The sequence below is a fragment of the Enterobacter sp. S-33 genome (assembly GCF_028735835.1).
GTDB classification, from domain to species: domain Bacteria; phylum Pseudomonadota; class Gammaproteobacteria; order Enterobacterales; family Enterobacteriaceae; genus Enterobacter; species Enterobacter vonholyi.
The window spans coordinates 705,001-724,110 of record NZ_CP117838.1 but is presented as its reverse complement, the minus strand read 5'-3'; the positions used below and the strand labels follow the sequence as shown (position 1 = coordinate 724,110).

Here is a 19,110-nt window from a genome sequence, read left to right as displayed (position 1 = left end):
GCGCCGTTCTCAACGGGGTGCTGCATCACAGATGTGCGCTGAGATAATACCCGTCGAACCTGATCCGGATAACGCCGGCGAAGGGATTTGAGGCTGTCGCTCAAAATCCTTTGCCACTCAACCCTGAGGTGCAAAGTGTTAAAAAAAGTTCTCCCCCTGCTGGCGCTGTTCGCGCTGCCTGCTTTTGCCAAACCCGTCCTGACGGTCTACACCTACGACTCCTTCTCTGCCGACTGGGGCCCTGGCCCGGTTGTCAAAAAAGCCTTTGAAGCGGACTGCAACTGCGAGCTGAAGTTCGTGGCGCTTGAAGATGGCGTGTCGCTGCTCAACCGCCTGCGCATGGAAGGAAAAAACAGTAAAGCCGACGTGGTGCTCGGGCTGGATAACAACCTGCTGGAAGCCGCCTCGCAAACCAAACTGTTTGCCAAAAGCGGCGTCGCGGCAGATGCCATTAACGTGCCGGGCGGCTGGAAGAACGACACCTTTGTGCCGTTCGACTATGGCTACTTTGCTTTTGTTTATGACAAAAATAAGCTGAAAAACCCGCCAAAAAGCCTGAAAGAGCTGGTCGAAAGCGATCAGAAGTGGCGCGTAATTTACGAAGATCCGCGTACCAGCACGCCGGGCCTGGGCCTGCTGCTATGGATGCAAAAAGTCTACGGGGATAAAGCACCGGAAGCATGGCAGAAGCTGGCCGCCAAAACCGTCACCGTGACCAAAGGCTGGAGCGAAGCCTACGGCCTGTTCCTCAAAGGCGAAAGCGACCTGGTGCTGAGCTACACCACCTCCCCGGCCTACCACATTATCGCCGAGAAGAAAGACAACTATGCAGCCGCAGATTTTGCGGAAGGGCACTATCTGCAGGTGGAAGTGGCCGCGCGTACCGCTGCCAGCAAACAGCCGGAGCTGGCCGAGAAGTTCCTGAAGTTTATGGTTTCACCGGCGTTTCAGAACGCCATTCCAGCGGGCAACTGGATGTATCCGGTTACTAACGTTGCGCTGCCCGCAGGTTTCGAGCAGTTGACCAAACCGAAAACCTCGCTGGAGTTTACGCCGCAGCAGGTCGCCGCGCAGCGTGCCGCATGGGTAAGTGAATGGCAACGCGCCGTCAGCCGTTGATTCCCGGCTGGTTACTTCCCGGGCTGCTCGCCGCCGCCGTGATGGTAGCGGTCAGCCTGGGGGCTTTTCTTGCATTGTGGTTTAACGCGCCAGAGAGCGACCTGCTCGCCCTCTGGCACGACAGCTACCTCTGGCACGTTATCCGGTTCTCCTTCTGGCAGGCGTCTCTTTCTGCCCTGCTGTCGGTGATCCCGGCTATTTTTCTGGCACGCGCTCTGTATCGACGGCGATTTCCCGGCAGGCAGGCCCTGCTGCGCCTGTGCGCCATGACGCTTATCCTGCCCGTGCTGGTGGCGGTCTTTGGTATTCTGAGCGTTTACGGTCGCCAGGGCTGGCTGGCTTCACTGTTCAGTCAGCTTGGTCTGGAATGGTCATTCTCGCCTTACGGACTGCAGGGCATTCTGCTGGCGCACGTATTTTTCAATATGCCAATGGCAACGCGCCTCTTTTTGCAGGCGCTGGAAAATATTCCCGGCGAACAGCGTCAGATTGCCGCCCAGCTCGGCATGCGCGGCGTGTCGTTCTTCCGCTTTGTCGAATGGCCGTGGCTGCGCCGCCAGCTCCCGCCCGTGGCGGCGTTAATCTTCATGCTCTGCTTTGCCAGCTTTGCCACCGTGCTGTCACTCGGCGGCGGGCCGCAGGCCACCACCATTGAGCTGGCGATTTACCAGGCGCTGAGTTACGACTACGATCCCGGTCGCGCCGCGCTGCTGGCGATGGTGCAGATGGCGTGCTGTCTTGCGCTGGTGCTGTTGAGCCAGCGGCTGAGTAAAGCCATTCCCGCAGGTAGTCATCAAATAACCGGCTGGCGCGATCCGCAGGACAGCCTCCACAGCCGCGTCAGCGATTTTATCCTGATCGCGCTGGCGCTTCTGCTACTGCTGCCGCCGCTGATGGCCGTTATTGTTGACGGACTGAACCTCAATCTCATGGCAGTCCTGCAACAGCCCGTTCTCTGGCAGGCCACCTGGACCTCGCTGCGTATCGCGCTGGCTGCCGGATTACTGTGCGTCCTCCTGACTATGATGCTGCTGTGGAGCAGCCGTGAGCTCTACGCCCGCCAGGCGCAAAAAGCCGGACAAATGCTGGAGCTGACGGGCATGCTGATCCTGGCGATGCCGGGCATCGTGCTGGCAACGGGCTTCTTTTTACTGTTTAACAGCACCTTCGGCCTGCCGGAAAGGGCCGATGGCATTGTGATTTTCACCAACGCCTTAATGGCCATCCCCTACGCGCTCAAGGTGCTGGAAAACCCGATGCGCGACGTCAACAGCCGCTACGGTTTACTGTGTCAGTCGCTGGGCATGCAGGGCTGGCAGCGGCTGAAGGTAGTCGAACTGCGCGCGCTAAAACGCCCGCTGGCGCAGGCGCTGGCCTTTGCCTGCGTGCTCTCTATTGGAGACTTTGGCGTCGTGGCGCTGTTCGGCAATGACGATTTCCGCACGCTGCCTTACTGGCTTTATCAGCAAATTGGCTCTTACCGCAGTCAGGATGGCGCGGTTACCGCGCTGTTACTGCTGCTGCTGTGCTTTGCCTTATTTACCGTTATCGAAAAACTCCCGGGGCGTGATGTTAAAACTGACTGATGTAACCTGGCTCTATCAGCATCTGCCGATGCGCTTCACGCTCTCCGTTCAGCAGGGCGAGCGGATTGCGGTGCTTGGCCCAAGCGGTGCCGGGAAAAGCACCTTGCTCAATTTGATCGCCGGCTTTCTGCAACCTGCCAGCGGGTCGATAGCCATCGATAATCGTGATTTCACCAACGCCCCTCCGGCTAAACGTCCTGTGTCGATGCTGTTTCAGGAAAATAACCTCTTCACCCATCTGACGGTGCGGCAAAACATCGCGCTGGGAATGCATCCGGGGCTCAGGCTGAACGATGCCCAACGCGAAAAACTTGAAGTGATTGCCGGACAGATGGGGATCACCGAATTTATCGACAGGCTGCCGGGCGAGCTCTCCGGCGGCCAGCGTCAGCGCGTGGCGCTGGCGCGTTGTCTGGTGCGCGAGCAGCCGCTTCTGCTGCTGGATGAGCCCTTCTCGGCGCTCGATCCCGCGCTGCGTCAGGAGATGCTCGCCCTGGTGCAGGAGGTCTGCCAGCGCCAGCAGCTGACGATGCTGATGGTTTCGCACAGTATTGAGGATGCAGCACGGATTGCGCCGAGATCGGTGGTCGTTGCCGAAGGGCGGATTGCATGGGATGGGAAGACGGAAGAGCTGCTCAGTGGTCAAGCGGGGGCGTCTTCACTGTTGGGCATTCGTGCGGTCTGATGCCCTCACCCTTGCCCTCTCCCACTGGGAGAGGGCAATAGTCCTTAACGACTGACCACTTTTAACAAAATCTCACCGTACACCGGCATCAGCGGGTGACGAATCAGCGCGACCAGGGCTACCGCAGCCACACCCAGCGTCAGCGGAGCCAGCCAGAGCAGGCGAGTACGCGGGAGGTAGCGCGTCAGGCGATCGACACTGGCTTTCGCGCTGCGCCACAGTCGCCAGCAGAGCCAGACCGCCAGCCACAGCAGCAGCGCCGTGCCCAGCAGCAACCACTTAAACTCACCGCTTTGCATCCCGTCAGGAATATCTATCGCCGCCCCTGCGAGGATCCCCGGCAGGAAGTAGAACGGCGGCCAGAAGACGCAGCCGATAATGTTCGGCACCACGAATTTCGCGACGGGCAGATCCAGCATCCCGGCCACCATCGGCACCAGCGGACGCGTTGGCCCGACAAAGCGCCCGACGAGGATAGTAAACATGCTGTGCTGATGCAGCGCATGCTCGGTTTTATCCAGCAAGGCTTTGTTCTTTTTCATGAACGACCAGCGGTGCAGCGGCTTTTTAAAGCGCCAGCCCAGCCAGAAGGAGATCCAGTCGCCAAGCAGGCAGCCGATAATCCCGGCCAGCCACGCCTGCCAGAAATTAACCTCGCCGCTGCCAATCAGCGCACCAAGCCCCGCCATCATTACGGTGCCGGGCAGGATTAACCCGACGAGCGCCAGTGATTCCAGAAACGCCACCAGCGCCACGGCGATGAGCGAGTACATAACGGACTGGGTAATAAAGTGTTCCAGCAATGCCTGCATAACTATTCCGGTCAGAAAACGAATCAGCGATTCTGCTTAGCGCCCCGCACCGCGTCAAGGCAACAATTGTCTGAATAGTTTACAGGTTGCTTCCCGCATTCACCTGCTTGTTTATCTTTTTTTACCGTTTATTCACATCCCGCGCGGAATTCACTCGGGCTGGCACCGGTGCATTTTTTAAATACCCGGGAGAAATAGAGCTGGTCCTCAAAGCCCACGTTGCGCCCCACGGTGGCGATGGGCATCCGGGTGGTGCTGAGCAGCAGCTTCGCCTGGCTGATGCGCTGATCCTCGCGCCAGCTCAGTACGCTGACGCCCAGCTGCTGGCGGAACAGATGCGACAGCCGCGACGGCGACAGGCAGACGTGCTGAGCAACGCTGGCGATATCAAACTGGCTATCGGCCAGGTGGTCGCTGATGTACTGGCAGGCGTCGCGCACGCGGTTATCCAGCGGCGGGTTAAGCGACTCGTTAATCGCCTCCATCCGCCGCAGCAGCAGCTGTTCAAGGAGGTTTATCGCCAGCAGTTCGGCATAGCGACCACCGGCCTGCCCCGCCTCGATAATCTGGGCAAAAAGCTCGCGAAACTGCGCAAGATGAACCTCGTCCGGGCGATAAAAACCGGTGTGCGCAAAAATTGCTGGCCAGGAAAGCCACTCCTGCCAGTAGGCGCGCGGACGGAAGTAAACCCACTGGTGATACCACTCTTTGGCATCCGGATGACGGCCATAGTGGTGGATCTCCCCCGGCGGGAACAGCAGGATATCCCCTGGGCGGCAGACAAACTGCTGGTCACCGTTCTTGATGATTCCTTCCCCTCGCACGGTGAGGTTGAGGATATACCCTTTCATCCCAAGCGGTCGGTCGACGTAAAAATCGAGATATCCCTCAGCCTCGATAGGGGTCAGTCCCGCCACAAGGTGCGCGTTAAACGAGTATCCCGGCAGCAGGGGATCGTTTTGCGTTTCGGCCATAGATTCAGTTCTCCCAAGGGTCCTGAAGGAAACCAATTGTCCATATCACTAAAAGCAGCTTAAAAATGGCCCGCGTAAAGATCTAAAAAGCATCACGCCGCTTTTACGTCCGCCATGTTTCAGCCTTTCCCCCTGATTTCTTCGCCAGAGCAAGCAGATAACCAGTAACAAAAGTGTCTATAAGTGCGGCAGAAATGTCCACATTGAATATTTGCACGGCGTCACACTTTCCGTTGTAACAGCAATTTAGTCCATAAGATTAGCGGATCCTGCCTGACGACTTTTTCCCCCAGTCTCTAATGTTCTTCCATACCTGTTTTTTCGATGGAGCAACACCATGGCAATTGCGATTGGCCTCGATTTTGGCAGCGATTCGGTTCGCGCGCTGGCAGTGGACTGTACGTCCGGCCAGGAGATAGCAACCAGCGTTGAGTGGTACCCGCGCTGGCAAGAGGGGCGCTACTGTGATGCGCCGAACAACCAGTTCCGCCACCACCCGCGTGACTATATCGAGTCGATGGAAGCGGCGATCAAAACCGTCCTGGCCGAACTGACTGACGCCCAGCGAGCTGAGATTGTGGGGATTGGCGTCGACAGCACCGGCTCCACGCCAGCCCCTGTGGATGCCGAAGGACGCGTGCTGGCGCTGCGCCCGGAGTTTGCCGACAACCCGAACGCCATGTTCGTGCTGTGGAAAGACCATACCGCCGTGGAAGAGGCCGAAGCCATTACGCGCTTATGCCATCAGCCCGGCAAAACAGACTACTCGCGCTACATCGGCGGGATTTACTCCAGCGAATGGTTCTGGGCCAAGATCCTCCACGTCACCCGTGCCGACGACTCCGTTGCGCAAGCTGCCGCGTCATGGGTTGAGCTGTGCGACTGGGTGCCTGCCCTGCTCTCCGGCACCACCCGCCCGCAGGATATCCGCCGCGGTCGCTGCAGCGCCGGGCATAAATCCCTGTGGCATGAAAGCTGGGGCGGCCTGCCTCCGGCAGCCTTCTTCGATGAACTCGACCCGATTATCAACAAGAGCCTGACATACCCGCTGTTTACCGACACCTTCACCGCCGATGTTCCCGTCGGCACCCTCTGCGAAGAGTGGGCGACGCGCCTCGGCCTGCCGCGAAACGTGGCGATCTCCGGCGGCGCCTTTGACTGCCATATGGGCGCCGTGGGCGCGGGCGCACAGCCAAACACGCTGGTCAAAGTCATCGGGACTTCCACCTGCGACATCCTGACGGCGGATAAAGCCACCGTCGGCGACCGCGCGGTAAAAGGCATCTGCGGGCAGGTTGACGGCAGCGTGGTGCCGGACTTCATCGGCCTGGAAGCCGGTCAGTCCGCGTTTGGTGATATCTACGCCTGGTTTGGCCGCGTGCTGGGCTGGCCGCTAGACCAGCTGGCGGCGGCGCATCCTGAACTGAAAACACAGATAGCCGAGAGCAAAAAGCAGCTCCTGCCGCAGCTCACCGAAGCCTGGGCAAAAAATCCGTCTCTCGATCACCTCCCGGTGGTGCTGGACTGGTTTAACGGCCGTCGTACGCCGTTCGCCAACCAGCGTCTGAAAGGAGTGATCGCGGATCTCAACCTGGCAACCGACGCGCCTGCGCTGTTCGGCGGCCTGATTGCCGCAACGGCCTTCGGCGCCCGCGCGATTATGGAGTGCTTCACCGGGCAGGGCATCGACGTGAATAACGTGATGGCGCTGGGCGGTATTGCCCGTAAAAACCCGGTGATCATGCAGGCCTGCTGCGACGTGCTGAACCGTCCGCTGCAGATTGTGGCCTCCGATCAGTGCTGCGCGCTGGGCGCGGCGATTTTCGCCGCCGTGGCCGCAGGGGTCCATGCGGATATCCCGACCGCGCAGCAGCATATGGCGAGCGCCGTCGAAAATACGCTCCAGCCGCGTGCCCAGCAGGCACAACGCTTTGAACAGCTTTATCAGCGCTACCAGCAATGGGCAAAAAGCGCCGAACTTCACTATCTCCCTGTCGCCGCCCCGGCCAAAAGCGCCGCGGACACTACGGCAACCCTGACCCATTAAGGACACGATGATGACCATTTTTAATAACTATGAAGTGTGGTTTGTGATTGGCAGCCAGCATCTGTACGGACCGGAAGCGCTGCAGCAGGTGACAAAACACGCGGAACACGTCGTTAACGCGCTGAATGCGGAAGCCAAGCTGCCGTGCAAACTGGTGCTGAAACCCCTGGGCACAACGCCGGACGAAATCACTCACATCTGCCGCGACGCCAACTACGACGATAAATGCGCCGGTCTGGTGGTGTGGCTGCACACCTTCTCCCCCGCAAAAATGTGGATCAACGGCCTGTCTATCCTCAACAAACCGCTGCTGCAGTTCCACACCCAGTTCAACGCCTCCCTGCCGTGGGACAGCATCGACATGGACTTTATGAACCTGAACCAGACCGCGCACGGCGGCCGCGAGTTCGGCTTCATCGGCGCGCGTATGCGTCAGCAGCATGCGGTGGTCACCGGCCACTGGCAGGATGGCAAAGCGCAACAACGTATCGGCTCCTGGATGCGCCAGGCGGTCTCTAAGCAGGATACCCGCCACCTGAAAGTGGTGCGTTTCGGCGACAACATGCGTGAAGTGGCGGTCACCGACGGCGACAAAGTGGCCGCGCAGATCAAGTTCGGCTTCTCCGTGAATACCTGGGCCGTGGGCGACCTGGTGCAGGTGGTGAATGAAATCAGCGATGGCGACGTGAGCGCGCTGGTGGACGAATACGAAAGCAGCTACCGCCTGACGCCTGCGGCACAAATCAACGGCGACAAGCGCCAGAACGTGCTGGACGCGGCGCGCATCGAGCTGGGCATGAAGCGCTTCCTGGAACAGGGCGGTTTCCACGCCTTTACCACCACCTTTGAAGATCTCCACGGTCTGAAACAACTGCCGGGTCTGGCAGTACAACGCCTGATGCAGCAGGGCTACGGCTTTGCGGGCGAGGGCGACTGGAAAACTGCCGCTCTGCTTCGCATCATGAAGGTGATGTCGACCGGTCTGCAGGGCGGCACCTCCTTTATGGAGGACTACACCTACCACTTCGAAAACGGCAACGACCTGGTGCTCGGCTCGCACATGCTGGAAGTCTGCCCTTCCATCGCGGTAGAGGAAAAACCGATCCTGGACGTGCAGTACCTCGGTATTGGCGGTAAAGCCGATCCGGCGCGTCTGATCTTCAACACCCGCACGGGCCCGGCCATCAACGCCAGCCTGATCGATCTGGGCGATCGTTTCCGCCTGCTGGTGAACTGCGTCGATGCGGTTGAAACCCCACATTCTCTACCGAAACTGCCGGTCGCCAACGCCCTGTGGAAAGCACAGCCGGATCTGCCGACCGCTTCAGAAGCCTGGATCCTCGCAGGTGGCGCGCACCACACCGTCTTCAGCCACGCGCTGGATCTGAACGACATGCGTCAGTTTGCCGAGCTGCACGATATCGAACTGACCGTCATTGATAACGATACCCGCCTGCCCGCCTTCAAGGACGCTCTGCGCTGGAATGAAGTCTATTACGGTTCAAAACGCTAAAGCACGGAATGCCCGGTGGCGCCGCGTTTACCGGGCCTACGATCCTGTAGGCCGGATAAGCGAAGCGCCATCCGGCACTGGAGACAACAATGTTAGAAGAGCTCAAACGCCAGGTGCTCGAAGCCAACCTGGCGCTGCCGAAACATAATCTGGTGACCCTGACCTGGGGCAACGTCAGCGCCGTTGACCGCGAAAAAGGCGTGTTCGTGATCAAGCCTTCCGGCGTCGATTACTCGGTAATGACTGCAGACGATATGGTCGTTGTCAGCATCGAAACGGGTGAAGTGGTGGAAGGAAACAAAAAACCCTCCTCCGATACGCCAACCCACCGCCTGCTGTACCGCTCATTCCCGACCATCGGCGGTATCGTGCATACCCATTCGCGCCACGCCACCATCTGGGCGCAGGCGGGCCAGTCCATCCCGGCGACCGGCACCACCCACGCGGATTACTTTTACGGCACTATTCCCTGCACGCGTCTGATGACCGATGCAGAAATCAACGGCGAGTATGAGTGGGAAACCGGCAACGTGATCGTTGAAACCTTCGAAAAACGGGGAATCGACGCGGCGCAAATGCCCGGCGTGCTGGTGCACTCCCACGGCCCGTTTGCCTGGGGGAAAAACGCAGAAGACGCGGTGCATAACGCCATCGTACTCGAAGAGATCGCCTATATGGGGATCTTCTGTCGCCAGCTGGCGCCGCAGCTGCCGGATATGCAGCAAACCCTGCTGGATAAGCATTACCTGCGCAAACACGGCGCGAAGGCCTACTACGGGCAGTAAACTGTATATAAACCCAGCATTAAAATCTTAACCAGGCTATAATCAGGCCTGGTTTTGTTTTCTGGGATAACGGCGTGGCGCAGGCGCAAGAAGGCTTTTTACTGACCCGACACTGGCGGGATACCCCTCAGGGCACCGAGGTCGCGTTCTGGCTGGCGACGGACAACGGTCCGCTGCACGTGACGCTCCCCCCGCAGGAATCCGTGGCGTTTATTCCGGAAGCGCACGTCGAAAAAGTGAAAGAGCTGCTGCGCGGCGAAAACGGCTGGCGTATCACTCCGCTTGAGCTAAAAGATTTCCACCGTCAGCCGGTTTACGGCCTCTACTGTCGCGCCCATCGTCAGCTGATGCGCTATGAAAAACTGCTGCGCGAAGCAGACGTGACGCTCTACGAAGCGGATATCCGCCCACCGGAACGCTTTCTGATGGAGCGGTTTATTACCGCGCCCGTCTGGGTGGACGGCACCGCGCATAACGGCAGCCTCGTTAACGCGCGGCTGAAGCCGAACCCGCACTACCGCCCGCCGCTGAAATGGGTATCACTGGATATCGAAACCACCCGCCACGGCGAACTGTACTGCATCGGTCTGGAAGGCTGTGGCGATCGGGTTGTCTATATGCTCGGGCCGCCGAATGGTAATGCCTCCGCGCTGGATTTCCGGCTTGAGTACGTCAACAGCCGCCCGCAGCTGCTGGAGAAGCTTAACCAGTGGTTTGCCGACTACGATCCCGACGTCCTGATCGGCTGGAACGTGGTGCAGTTCGATCTGCGCGTGCTGCAAAAGCACGCCGAGCGTTACCGCATTCCGCTGATGCTCGGGCGCGGCAACAGCGAGCTGGAATGGCGCGAGCACGGTTTTAAGAACGGCGTCTTCTTCGCACAGGCGAACGGTCGCCTGATTATCGACGGCATTGAGGCGCTGAAATCCGCCTTCTGGAACTTCTCTTCATTCTCCCTCGAAGCGGTGGCGCAGGAGCTGCTTGGTGAAGGTAAATCCATCGACAACCCCTGGGACAGAATGGACGAGATCGACCGGCGCTTTAACGAAGACAAACCGGCGCTCGCCACCTATAACCTGAAAGACTGCGAGCTGGTCACGCAGATATTCCATAAAACCGAGATTATGCCGTTCCTGCTGGAGCGCGCGACGGTGAACGGCCTGGCAGCTGACAGACACGGCGGCTCCGTGGCGGCTTTCAGCCACCTCTATTTTCCGCGGATGCACCGGGCAGGATACGTCGCCCCCAACCTTGGGGACGTGCCGCCGCAGGCCAGCCCCGGCGGATATGTCATGGACTCCCGGCCAGGATTGTATGACTCCGTTCTGGTGCTGGACTACAAAAGCCTCTACCCGTCGATAATTCGCACCTTCCTGATCGACCCCGTCGGGCTGGTGGAAGGCCTGGCCCAGCCGGATGATGAGCACAGCACCGAAGGCTTCCTCGGCGCACGTTTTTCGCGGGAAAAACACTGCCTGCCTGAAATCGTGGGAAACATCTGGCACGGCCGCGATGAGGCCAAGCGCCACGGCAACAAGCCGCTATCGCAGGCGCTGAAAATCATCATGAACGCCTTTTACGGCGTGCTGGGCACCAGCGCCTGCCGCTTCTTTGACCCGCGGCTGGCGTCGTCGATCACCATGCGCGGACACGAGATCATGCGCCAGACTAAAGCGCTGATTGAGTCCCGGGGCTATGACGTCATCTACGGCGACACGGACTCCACCTTTGTATGGCTTAAGGGCACTCATTCAGAAGAAGACGCCGCGCAAATCGGCAAAGCGCTGGTTGCCTTCGTGAACAACTGGTGGCAGGAACATCTGCAGAAAGCGCGCTTAACCAGCGCGCTGGAGCTGGAATTTGAAACCCATTTTGCCCGCTTTTTAATGCCCACCATTCGCGGTACCGATCAGGGCAGCAAGAAGCGCTACGCCGGGCTGATTCAGGAAGGCGACGCGCAGCGGATGGTCTTCAAAGGGCTGGAGACGGTACGTACCGACTGGACGCCGCTGGCGCAGCAGTTCCAGCAGACGCTTTATCTGCGGGTGTTCCGCAATGAGCCGTATCAGGACTACGTGCGCGAGACGATAGCCAGCCTGATGGCGGGCGAACTTGACGCGCAGCTGGTGTATCGCAAGCGTCTGCGCCGTCCGCTGGCGGAGTACCAGCGTAACGTTCCTCCGCACGTCCGCGCCGCGCGCCTGGCAGATGAAGAAAACGTCCGCCGCGGCCGCGCGCCGCAGTATCAGAACCGGGGGACCATCAAATACGTCTGGACGATTAACGGCCCGGAACCGGTGGATTATCAGCACTCGCCTCTGGATTATGAACACTATCTGACGCGTCAGCTTCAGCCGGTTGCCGACGGAATTTTGCCCTTCATCGACGATGATTTTGCTACACTGGTTACAGGGCAACTTGGCCTATTTTGACGCGTGACGAAATGGCTGCCATCCAGTACCATAGCGCCCTTTCCATTCCCGGACCCATTTTTCGATGACCGTTTTTTCTGACGGTAGTCGAACTATTGCCTGCAATTAAAGATTAGAGCCGAACAACTATGCCTTTTACACTTGGTCAACGCTGGATCAGCGATACAGAAAGCGAACTTGGATTAGGAACCGTCGTAGCAATCGATACGCGTATGGTTACCCTCCTCTTCCCTGCCACCGGTGAAAACCGTCTGTACGCTCGCAATGACTCCCCTGTAACCCGCGTGATGTTTAATCCGGGTGACACCGTGACCAGCCATGACGGCTGGCAGCTCAAGATTGAAGACGTAAAAGAAGAGAATGGACTGCTCGCCTACATCGGGACTCGCCTGGACACCGACGAGTCAAATGTCATCCTGCGTGAAGTGTTGCTCGACAGCAAGCTGGTGTTCAGCAAGCCGCAGGACCGCCTGTTTGCCGGGCAAATCGACCGTATGGATCGCTTCTCCCTGCGCTATCGCGCGCGTAAGTTCCAGAGTGAACAGTACCGCATGCCGTGGAGCGGTCTGCGCGGCCAGCGCACCAGCCTGATCCCCCACCAGCTGAACATCGCCCATGACGTGGGCCGTCGTCACGCGCCGCGCGTGCTGCTGGCAGATGAGGTGGGGCTGGGTAAAACCATTGAAGCGGGCATGATACTGCATCAACAGCTGCTTTCCGGCGCTGCCGAACGCGTGCTGATTGTGGTGCCAGAAACCCTGCAGCACCAGTGGCTGGTTGAAATGCTGCGCCGCTTTAACCTGCGTTTCTCCCTGTTCGACGACGAACGCTATGCCGAGGCGCAGCATGATGCGGACAACCCGTTTGAAACCGAACAGCTGGTGATCTGTTCCCTGGACTTCGTGCGCCGCAGCAAGCAGCGTCTTGAGCACCTGTGCGATGCCGAGTGGGATCTGATGGTGGTCGACGAAGCGCACCACCTGGTCTGGAGCGAAGACGCTCCGAGCCGCGAATATATGGCTATCGAGCAGCTTGCCGAGCGCGTGCCTGGCGTCCTGCTGCTGACCGCAACGCCGGAACAGCTGGGTCTGGAAAGCCACTTCGCCCGTCTGCGCCTGCTCGATCCAAACCGTTTCCACGACTTCGGGCAATTTGTGGAAGAACAGAATAATTACCGTCCGGTGGCGGATGCCGTCGCGCTGCTGCTGGCGGGCAAGCGTCTTTCTGATGACGAACTCAACACCCTGAGCGATCTGATTGGCGAGCAGGATATCGAGCCGCTTTTGCAGGCCGCTAACAGCGACAGCGAGAACGCGGAATCCGCGCGCAAAGAACTGATCGACATGCTGATGGATCGCCACGGCACCAGCCGCGTCCTGTTCCGTAACACCCGTAACGGCGTCAAAGGCTTCCCGAAACGCGAGCTGCACACCATCAAGCTGCCGCTGCCGACGCAATATCAGACGGCCATTAAAGTTTCCGGCATTATGGGCGCGCGCAAAACGCAGGAAGAGCGCGCTCGCGACATGCTCTACCCGGAACAAATCTACCAGGAATTTGAAGGCGATACCGGCACCTGGTGGAACTTCGATCCGCGCGTAGAGTGGCTGATGGGCTACCTGACCGCGCACCGTTCCCAGAAGGTGCTGGTGATCTGCGCCAAGGCGGCCACCGCGCTGCAGCTGGAGCAGGTCCTGCGCGAGCGCGAAGGCATTCGCGCCGCCGTGTTCCACGAAGGCATGTCCATCGTTGAACGCGACCGCGCCGCGGCGTGGTTTGCCGAAGAGGACAGCGGCGCTCAGGTTATGCTTTGCTCTGAAATCGGTTCTGAAGGCCGTAACTTCCAGTTCGCCAGCAACCTGGTGATGTTCGATCTGCCGTTTAACCCCGATCTGCTGGAGCAGCGTATCGGCCGTCTGGACCGTATCGGTCAGGCCCATGATATTCAGATCCACGTGCCGTATCTGGAAAAAACGGCCCAGTCCGTGCTGGTGCGCTGGTTCCACGAAGGTCTGGACGCGTTTGAACATACCTGCCCGACCGGCCGCACCATTTACGATCAGGTGCATGGCGATCTGATCGGCTACCTGGCCGCGCCGGAAAACACCGACGGCTTTGACGATCTGATTAAGTCCTGTCGTGAGAAGCACGACGCGCTAAAAGCGCAGCTGGAACAGGGCCGCGACCGCCTGCTTGAGATCCACTCCAACGGCGGTGAAAAAGCGCAGGCGCTTGCCGAAAGTATTGAAGAACAAGATGATGACACCAGTCTGATCAGCTTCTCCATGAACCTGTTCGACATCGTCGGCATTAACCAGGACGACCGCGGCGAGAACCTGATTGTCCTGACCCCGTCGGATCACATGCTGGTTCCGGATTTCCCGGGCCTGCCGGAAGATGGCTGTACCATCACCTTCGAGCGCGATGTGGCGCTGTCCCGCGAAGACGCCCAGTTTATCACCTGGGAGCACCCGCTGATCCGCAACGGTCTGGACCTGATCCTCTCCGGCGATACCGGCAGCAGCACCATCTCCCTGTTGAAGAACAAGGCGCTTCCGGTGGGTACCCTGCTGCTGGAGCTGATCTACGTTGTGGAAGCGCAGGCGCCGAAACAGCTTCAGCTCAACCGCTTCCTGCCGCCAACGCCTGTCCGCCTGCTGCTGGACAAAAACGGTACGAACCTGGCGGGACAGGTTGAATTCGAGAGCTTCAACCGACAGCTGAGCGCGGTGAACCGCCATACCGGCAGCAAGCTGGTTAACGCGGTCCAGCAGGACGTGCACGCTATTCTGCAACAGGGCGAAACCCAGATTGAGAAAGCGGCCAGAGCGCTGATTGATGCCGCGCGCGCGGAAGCCGACGAGAAACTGTCTGCTGAGCTGTCGCGTCTGGAAGCGTTGAAGGCCGTGAACCCTAACATCCGTGACGACGAACTGGCAGCGATTGAAAGCAACCGTCAGCAGGTGCTGGAAAGCCTCAATCAGGCTAGCTGGCGCCTGGATGCCCTGCGTCTTATCGTTGTGACGCATCAGTAACCGGAGCGCAAGATGGTGATGGAGCCGTACAATCCGCCGCAGGATCCCTGGCTGGTCATTCTGTATCAGGATGAACACATTATGGTGGTCAACAAGCCCAGCGGGCTGTTGTCCGTGCCGGGTCGTCTGGACGAGCACAAAGACAGCGTGATGACGCGCATTCAGCGCGATTATCCTCAGGCGGAGTCTGTCCATCGCCTGGACATGGCGACCAGCGGCGTGATTGTGGTGGCGCTGAACAAAGCGGCGGAACGCGAGCTGAAGCGCCAGTTCCGCGAGCGCGAGCCGAAGAAGCAGTATGTCGCCCGCGTCTGGGGTCACCCGGCGCAGGCCGAAGGGCTGGTGGATTTACCGCTGATCTGCGACTGGCCGAACCGGCCAAAGCAGAAGGTGTGTTATGAAACCGGCAAGGCCGCGCAGACCGAGTATGAAGTGCTTGAGTACGCGCCGGATAATACCGCGCGCGTCCTGCTAAAGCCGATTACCGGACGCTCGCATCAGCTGCGCGTGCATATGCTTGCGCTGGGTCATCCGATTCTGGGCGACAGGTTTTACGCGCCGCCTGAAGCGCTGGCCTTAGCGCCACGTCTGCAGCTGCACGCGCAGACGCTCACCATCACCCATCCGGCCTTCGGTAACGCGATGACGTTTAAAGCCCCGGTGGACTTCTAAGAAAAAGCCCGACATCGTCGGGCTTTTTCTATTTGAAACCTTTCTTCTCTTTAATCAGTTCGTACGCTTTCTGAATTTCCTGCGCTTTTTGCTTTGCCATCTCCATCATTTCTGGCGGTAAGCCTTTCGCGACCAGCTTGTCCGGATGGTGCTCGCTCATAAGCTTACGATAGGCACGTTTGATCGTGGTCTGATCGTCAGAGGGCTTAACGCCAAGCACATTGCAGGCATCTTCCAGCGTTGGACCACGCTGCGCCTGCTGCCAGGCACCGCCGGACGACTGCTGGTGATAGCCACCGCCAAACTGTGCCCCGCCCTGCATCATGCGCAGGAACTGGTCGAACTGCATACGGGAGATGCCCAGCTCTTCCGCAATGACGTACAGCACGTCACGTTCATTAGGGTGTAGTGAACCGTCCGCGAAGGCCGCCTGGATTTGAATTTCCAGAAACATCCGAATTAAATCAAAACGTCCAAAACAGATGCTGCGGAACTGACGCATTTTTTCGCGAAGCGGATAGTTATCGGATTTCCCGATGCGAAACGCATTTTGCGCTTCCAGACGGGAGTCGCCGTGCAGGTTCATGCGATCCATAAAAACGCTGGCAATCTGAATATCGGCTTCTGTGACACGCCCTTTGGATTTGGTTAAGTGCCCCATGACCTCAAAGGTGGTGGAGAAAAAGAGTGACTGACGCTCGCGCTGATTGGCAAACCAGGCCATTTTGCGGCTGCGCGCCTTATCAAACATATGGCCAATAATAAGCCCCAGCACAATTCCCCAGAACCCGGCACCCATGATGATGGCGAACGCAACGCCGATTATTTTACCCCAATACTGCATATACTCCCCGGATAGTCATATTCCTTGCCGACGCAACGTCATCATCACTGTGTTCAAGTCACGGTCAATTGAAGGACATCGCCTATAATTTGCTTTATCATACTCGTCATTCGATAGCGAGCCTAACACTCTGGCACGCAAACGGGCAGGATTAACGCTGGTACTGCGCAGATGAGTAAGATAGTCTCTGAGCGTTTATAAGCCGTAGCCACTGATGACGGAACAATAAAATACAACGTATGAAAAAACGTATCCCCACCCTCCTGGCCACAATGATTGGCTCAGCCCTGTACAGTCAACAGGGTCTGGCGGCCGATCTCGCCTCGCAGTGTATGCTTGGCGTCCCAAGCTATAATCGCCCACTGGTGAGTGGCGATACAAATAGCTTGCCGGTAACCATTACTGCCGACAGTTCAAAAGGGACTTACCCTGACAATGCCACGTTTACGGGCAATGTCGATATTAACCAGGGCAATAGCCGCCTGCAGGCAGATGAAGTGCAGCTGCACCAGAAACAACCGGAAGGTGCGGCCGAGCCGGTACGAACGGTGGATGCGCTGGGTAATGTGCACTATGACGACAATCAGGTCATCCTGAAAGGTCCGAAAGCCTGGTCAAACCTGAATACGAAAGATACCAACGTCTGGAAAGGTGATTACCAGATGGTGGGTCGCCAGGGGCGCGGTGACGCAGACCTGATGAAACAGCGCGGTGAAAACCGCTATACGATCCTGGAAAACGGTACGTTCACGTCATGTCTGCCGGGTTCAAATACCTGGAGCGTGGTCGGGAGCGAGGTTATCCATGACCGCGAAGAACAGGTCGCAGAGATCTGGAACGCCCGCTTCAAGCTGGGTCCGGTGCCCATATTCTATAGCCCTTATCTGCAGCTTCCCGTGGGTGACAAACGTCGCTCCGGTTTCCTGATCCCGAATGCCAAATACAGCACCACGAACTACTTTGAGTTCTACCTGCCGTATTACTGGAACATCGCGCCAAACATGGATGCGACGATCACGCCGCACTATATCCACAAGCGCGGCAACATCATGTGGGAGAATGAGTTCCGCTATCTGACCCAGGCTGGTGCGGGTCTGATGGAGCTGGATTATCTGCCGTCGGATAAAGTTTTCCAGGACGAGCATCCAACCGAAGGCGATAAGCACCGCTGGATGTATTTCTGGCAGCATTCCGGGGTGATGGACAAGGTCTGGCGTTTCAACGTCAACTACACCAAAGTCAGTGACCCGAACTACTTCAATGATTTCTCATCCAAATACGGTTCGAGTACCGATGGCTATGCCACACAGATTTTCAGCGTTGGCTACGCGGTTCAGAACTTCGATGCGACGGTAACCAACAAACAGTTCCAGGTATTCTCCAGCCAGACGGCAAGTACCTATGGCGCCGAGCCTCAGTTGGACGTTAACTGGTACCAAAATGACGTGGGTCCGTTCGACACTCGTATTTATGGCCAGGCCGTGCATTTTGTGAACACCAATTCCAATATGCCGGAAGCCACCCGTGTTCACCTGGAGCCCGTTATCAACTTGCCATGGTCGAATGACTGGGCAAGCCTGAATACGGAAGCCAAGCTGATGGCGACCCATTATCAGCAAAAAAATATTGATGATTACAATACCAGCAACAACGCCCATCTTGAGGAATCCGTAAACCGTACGCTTCCGCAGTTCAAAATGGACGGTAAGCTGATCTTCGAACGCAATATGGCACTTCTGGCGGATGGCTATACCCAGACGCTGGAGCCACGTATGCAGTACCTGTACGTGCCTTATCGCGACCAGAGCAACATCAATAACTACGACTCCTCTTTACTGCAATCTGACTATAGCGGCCTGTTCCGCGATCGTACCTACGGCGGCCTTGACCGCATCGCCTCAGCGAACCAGTTAACGACCGGGGTCACATCGCGCGTTTATGATGACGCTGCCGTTGAACGTTTTAACGTTTCTGTTGGTCAAATCTACTATTTCACCGAGTCTCGCACGGGCGATGACAATATTAAGTGGGAGAAAGATAACAAGACAGGTTCGCTGATTTGGGCTGGTGACACCTACTGGCGTATGACCGATCGTTGGGGTCTGCGCGGCGGCGTCCAATATGACACCCGTCTCGACAATATCGCCAACAGTACGGCGGCGATTGAGTATCGCCGGGATGAAGATCGTATGGTGCAGTTGACCTATCGTTATGCCAGCCCGGAATATATTCAGGCGACGCTACCGAACTATGGTACTGCCGAGCAGTATAAAGACGGTATTTCGCAGGTGGGTGGCGCAGCGAGTTGGCCAATCGCCGACCGCTGGTCAATCGTAGGCGCGTACTACTTCGACACTAACGCCAATAAAGCTGCTGACCAGATGGTGGGCCTGCAGTATAACTCCTGCTGTTACGCGCTGCGTCTCGGCTACGAACGTAAGCTTAACGGCTGGGAAAACAATCAGAGCAAATACGATAACGTGATTGGCTTTAACTTCGAGTTACGCGGCCTGAGTTCCAACTACGGCCTGGGTACGCAGAAAATGCTGCGCTCGAATATTCTGCCTTACAGTAGCGCCTTGTAATGTGCTTGATTTGCAACGTAA

General features: G+C 58.0%; 13 protein-coding genes and 1 riboswitch. Of the genes, 10 read left to right on the top strand and 3 right to left on the bottom strand.

Annotation, left to right across the window (positions count from 1 at the left end):
* Positions 1–3 precede the first annotated feature (3 nt).
* Positions 4–104, top strand: a riboswitch (TPP riboswitch).
* 31 nt (positions 105–135) lie between these two features.
* From thiB to thiQ, 3 genes are read left to right on the top strand one after another with little or no spacing between them, the layout of a single operon-like run.
* The gene (gene thiB / locus PUP35_RS03380) at positions 136–1,119 is read left to right on the top strand and encodes a thiamine ABC transporter substrate binding subunit (RefSeq protein ID WP_274242013.1); all 984 of its coding nucleotides are present in this window, start codon (positions 136–138) and stop codon (positions 1,117–1,119) included.
* Positions 1,095–2,705 (top strand): thiamine/thiamine pyrophosphate ABC transporter permease ThiP, encoded by a 1,611-nt coding sequence (gene thiP / locus PUP35_RS03375; protein WP_274242012.1) that lies wholly within the window; start codon positions 1,095–1,097, stop codon positions 2,703–2,705. The genes thiB and thiP overlap by 25 nt, the downstream gene beginning before the upstream one ends.
* The gene (gene thiQ, locus PUP35_RS03370; RefSeq protein WP_111964055.1) at positions 2,689–3,390 is read left to right on the top strand and encodes a thiamine ABC transporter ATP-binding protein ThiQ; all 702 of its coding nucleotides are present in this window, start codon (positions 2,689–2,691) and stop codon (positions 3,388–3,390) included. The genes thiP and thiQ overlap by 17 nt, the downstream gene beginning before the upstream one ends.
* A 44-nt stretch (positions 3,391–3,434) precedes the next feature.
* On the opposite strand, the gene PUP35_RS03365 is transcribed toward thiQ, so the two are convergent.
* Together PUP35_RS03365 and araC are read right to left on the bottom strand one after the other, a co-directional pair.
* Complete coding sequence (locus PUP35_RS03365) at positions 3,435–4,202, bottom strand: DedA family protein (RefSeq protein ID WP_111964056.1); 768 nt, start codon at positions 4,200–4,202, stop codon at positions 3,435–3,437.
* A gap of 128 nt (positions 4,203–4,330) precedes the next feature.
* Positions 4,331–5,176, bottom strand: coding sequence for an arabinose operon transcriptional regulator AraC (gene araC, locus PUP35_RS03360; RefSeq protein ID WP_023310373.1), 846 nt, complete (start codon positions 5,174–5,176; stop codon positions 4,331–4,333).
* A 337-nt stretch (positions 5,177–5,513) separates the two neighbouring features.
* On the opposite strand from araC, the gene araB reads away from it, so the two are divergent.
* From araB to rluA, 6 genes are all read left to right on the top strand, one after another.
* Entirely contained in the window at positions 5,514–7,223 is a 1,710-nt protein-coding gene (araB, locus tag PUP35_RS03355; RefSeq protein WP_274242011.1) for a ribulokinase, read from the top strand.
* Positions 7,224–7,233: 10 nt separating this feature from the next.
* Positions 7,234–8,736, top strand: a complete 1,503-nt coding sequence (araA, locus tag PUP35_RS03350) for an L-arabinose isomerase (protein WP_032649842.1) — start codon at positions 7,234–7,236, stop codon at positions 8,734–8,736.
* An 89-nt stretch (positions 8,737–8,825) separates the two neighbouring features.
* Positions 8,826–9,521 carry an L-ribulose-5-phosphate 4-epimerase gene (araD, locus tag PUP35_RS03345; protein ID WP_133293763.1) on the top strand — a complete coding sequence of 232 codons (696 nt, stop codon included), beginning with the start codon at positions 8,826–8,828 and terminating at the stop codon, positions 9,519–9,521.
* Between the two features lie 74 nt (positions 9,522–9,595).
* Positions 9,596–11,953, top strand: a complete 2,358-nt coding sequence (polB, locus tag PUP35_RS03340) for a DNA polymerase II (protein WP_274242010.1) — start codon at positions 9,596–9,598, stop codon at positions 11,951–11,953.
* Between the two features lie 128 nt (positions 11,954–12,081).
* Positions 12,082–14,988 carry an RNA polymerase-associated protein RapA gene (rapA, locus tag PUP35_RS03335; protein WP_133293761.1) on the top strand — a complete coding sequence of 969 codons (2,907 nt, stop codon included), beginning with the start codon at positions 12,082–12,084 and terminating at the stop codon, positions 14,986–14,988.
* A gap of 12 nt (positions 14,989–15,000) precedes the next feature.
* Complete coding sequence (rluA, locus tag PUP35_RS03330) at positions 15,001–15,660, top strand: bifunctional tRNA pseudouridine(32) synthase/23S rRNA pseudouridine(746) synthase RluA (RefSeq protein WP_008502014.1); 660 nt, start codon at positions 15,001–15,003, stop codon at positions 15,658–15,660.
* Between the two features lie 28 nt (positions 15,661–15,688).
* Here the strand turns inward: rluA and djlA are convergent, their stop codons facing one another.
* Complete coding sequence (gene djlA / locus PUP35_RS03325; protein WP_008502016.1) at positions 15,689–16,504, bottom strand: co-chaperone DjlA; 816 nt, start codon at positions 16,502–16,504, stop codon at positions 15,689–15,691.
* Between the two features lie 239 nt (positions 16,505–16,743).
* Here djlA and lptD point away from each other — a divergent pair, with 239 nt between their 5' ends.
* On the top strand, positions 16,744–19,089 hold the full coding sequence (lptD, locus tag PUP35_RS03320; RefSeq protein WP_271368860.1) for an LPS assembly protein LptD: 2,346 nt from the start codon (positions 16,744–16,746) through the stop codon (positions 19,087–19,089).
* Positions 19,090–19,110: the final 21 nt, after the last annotated feature.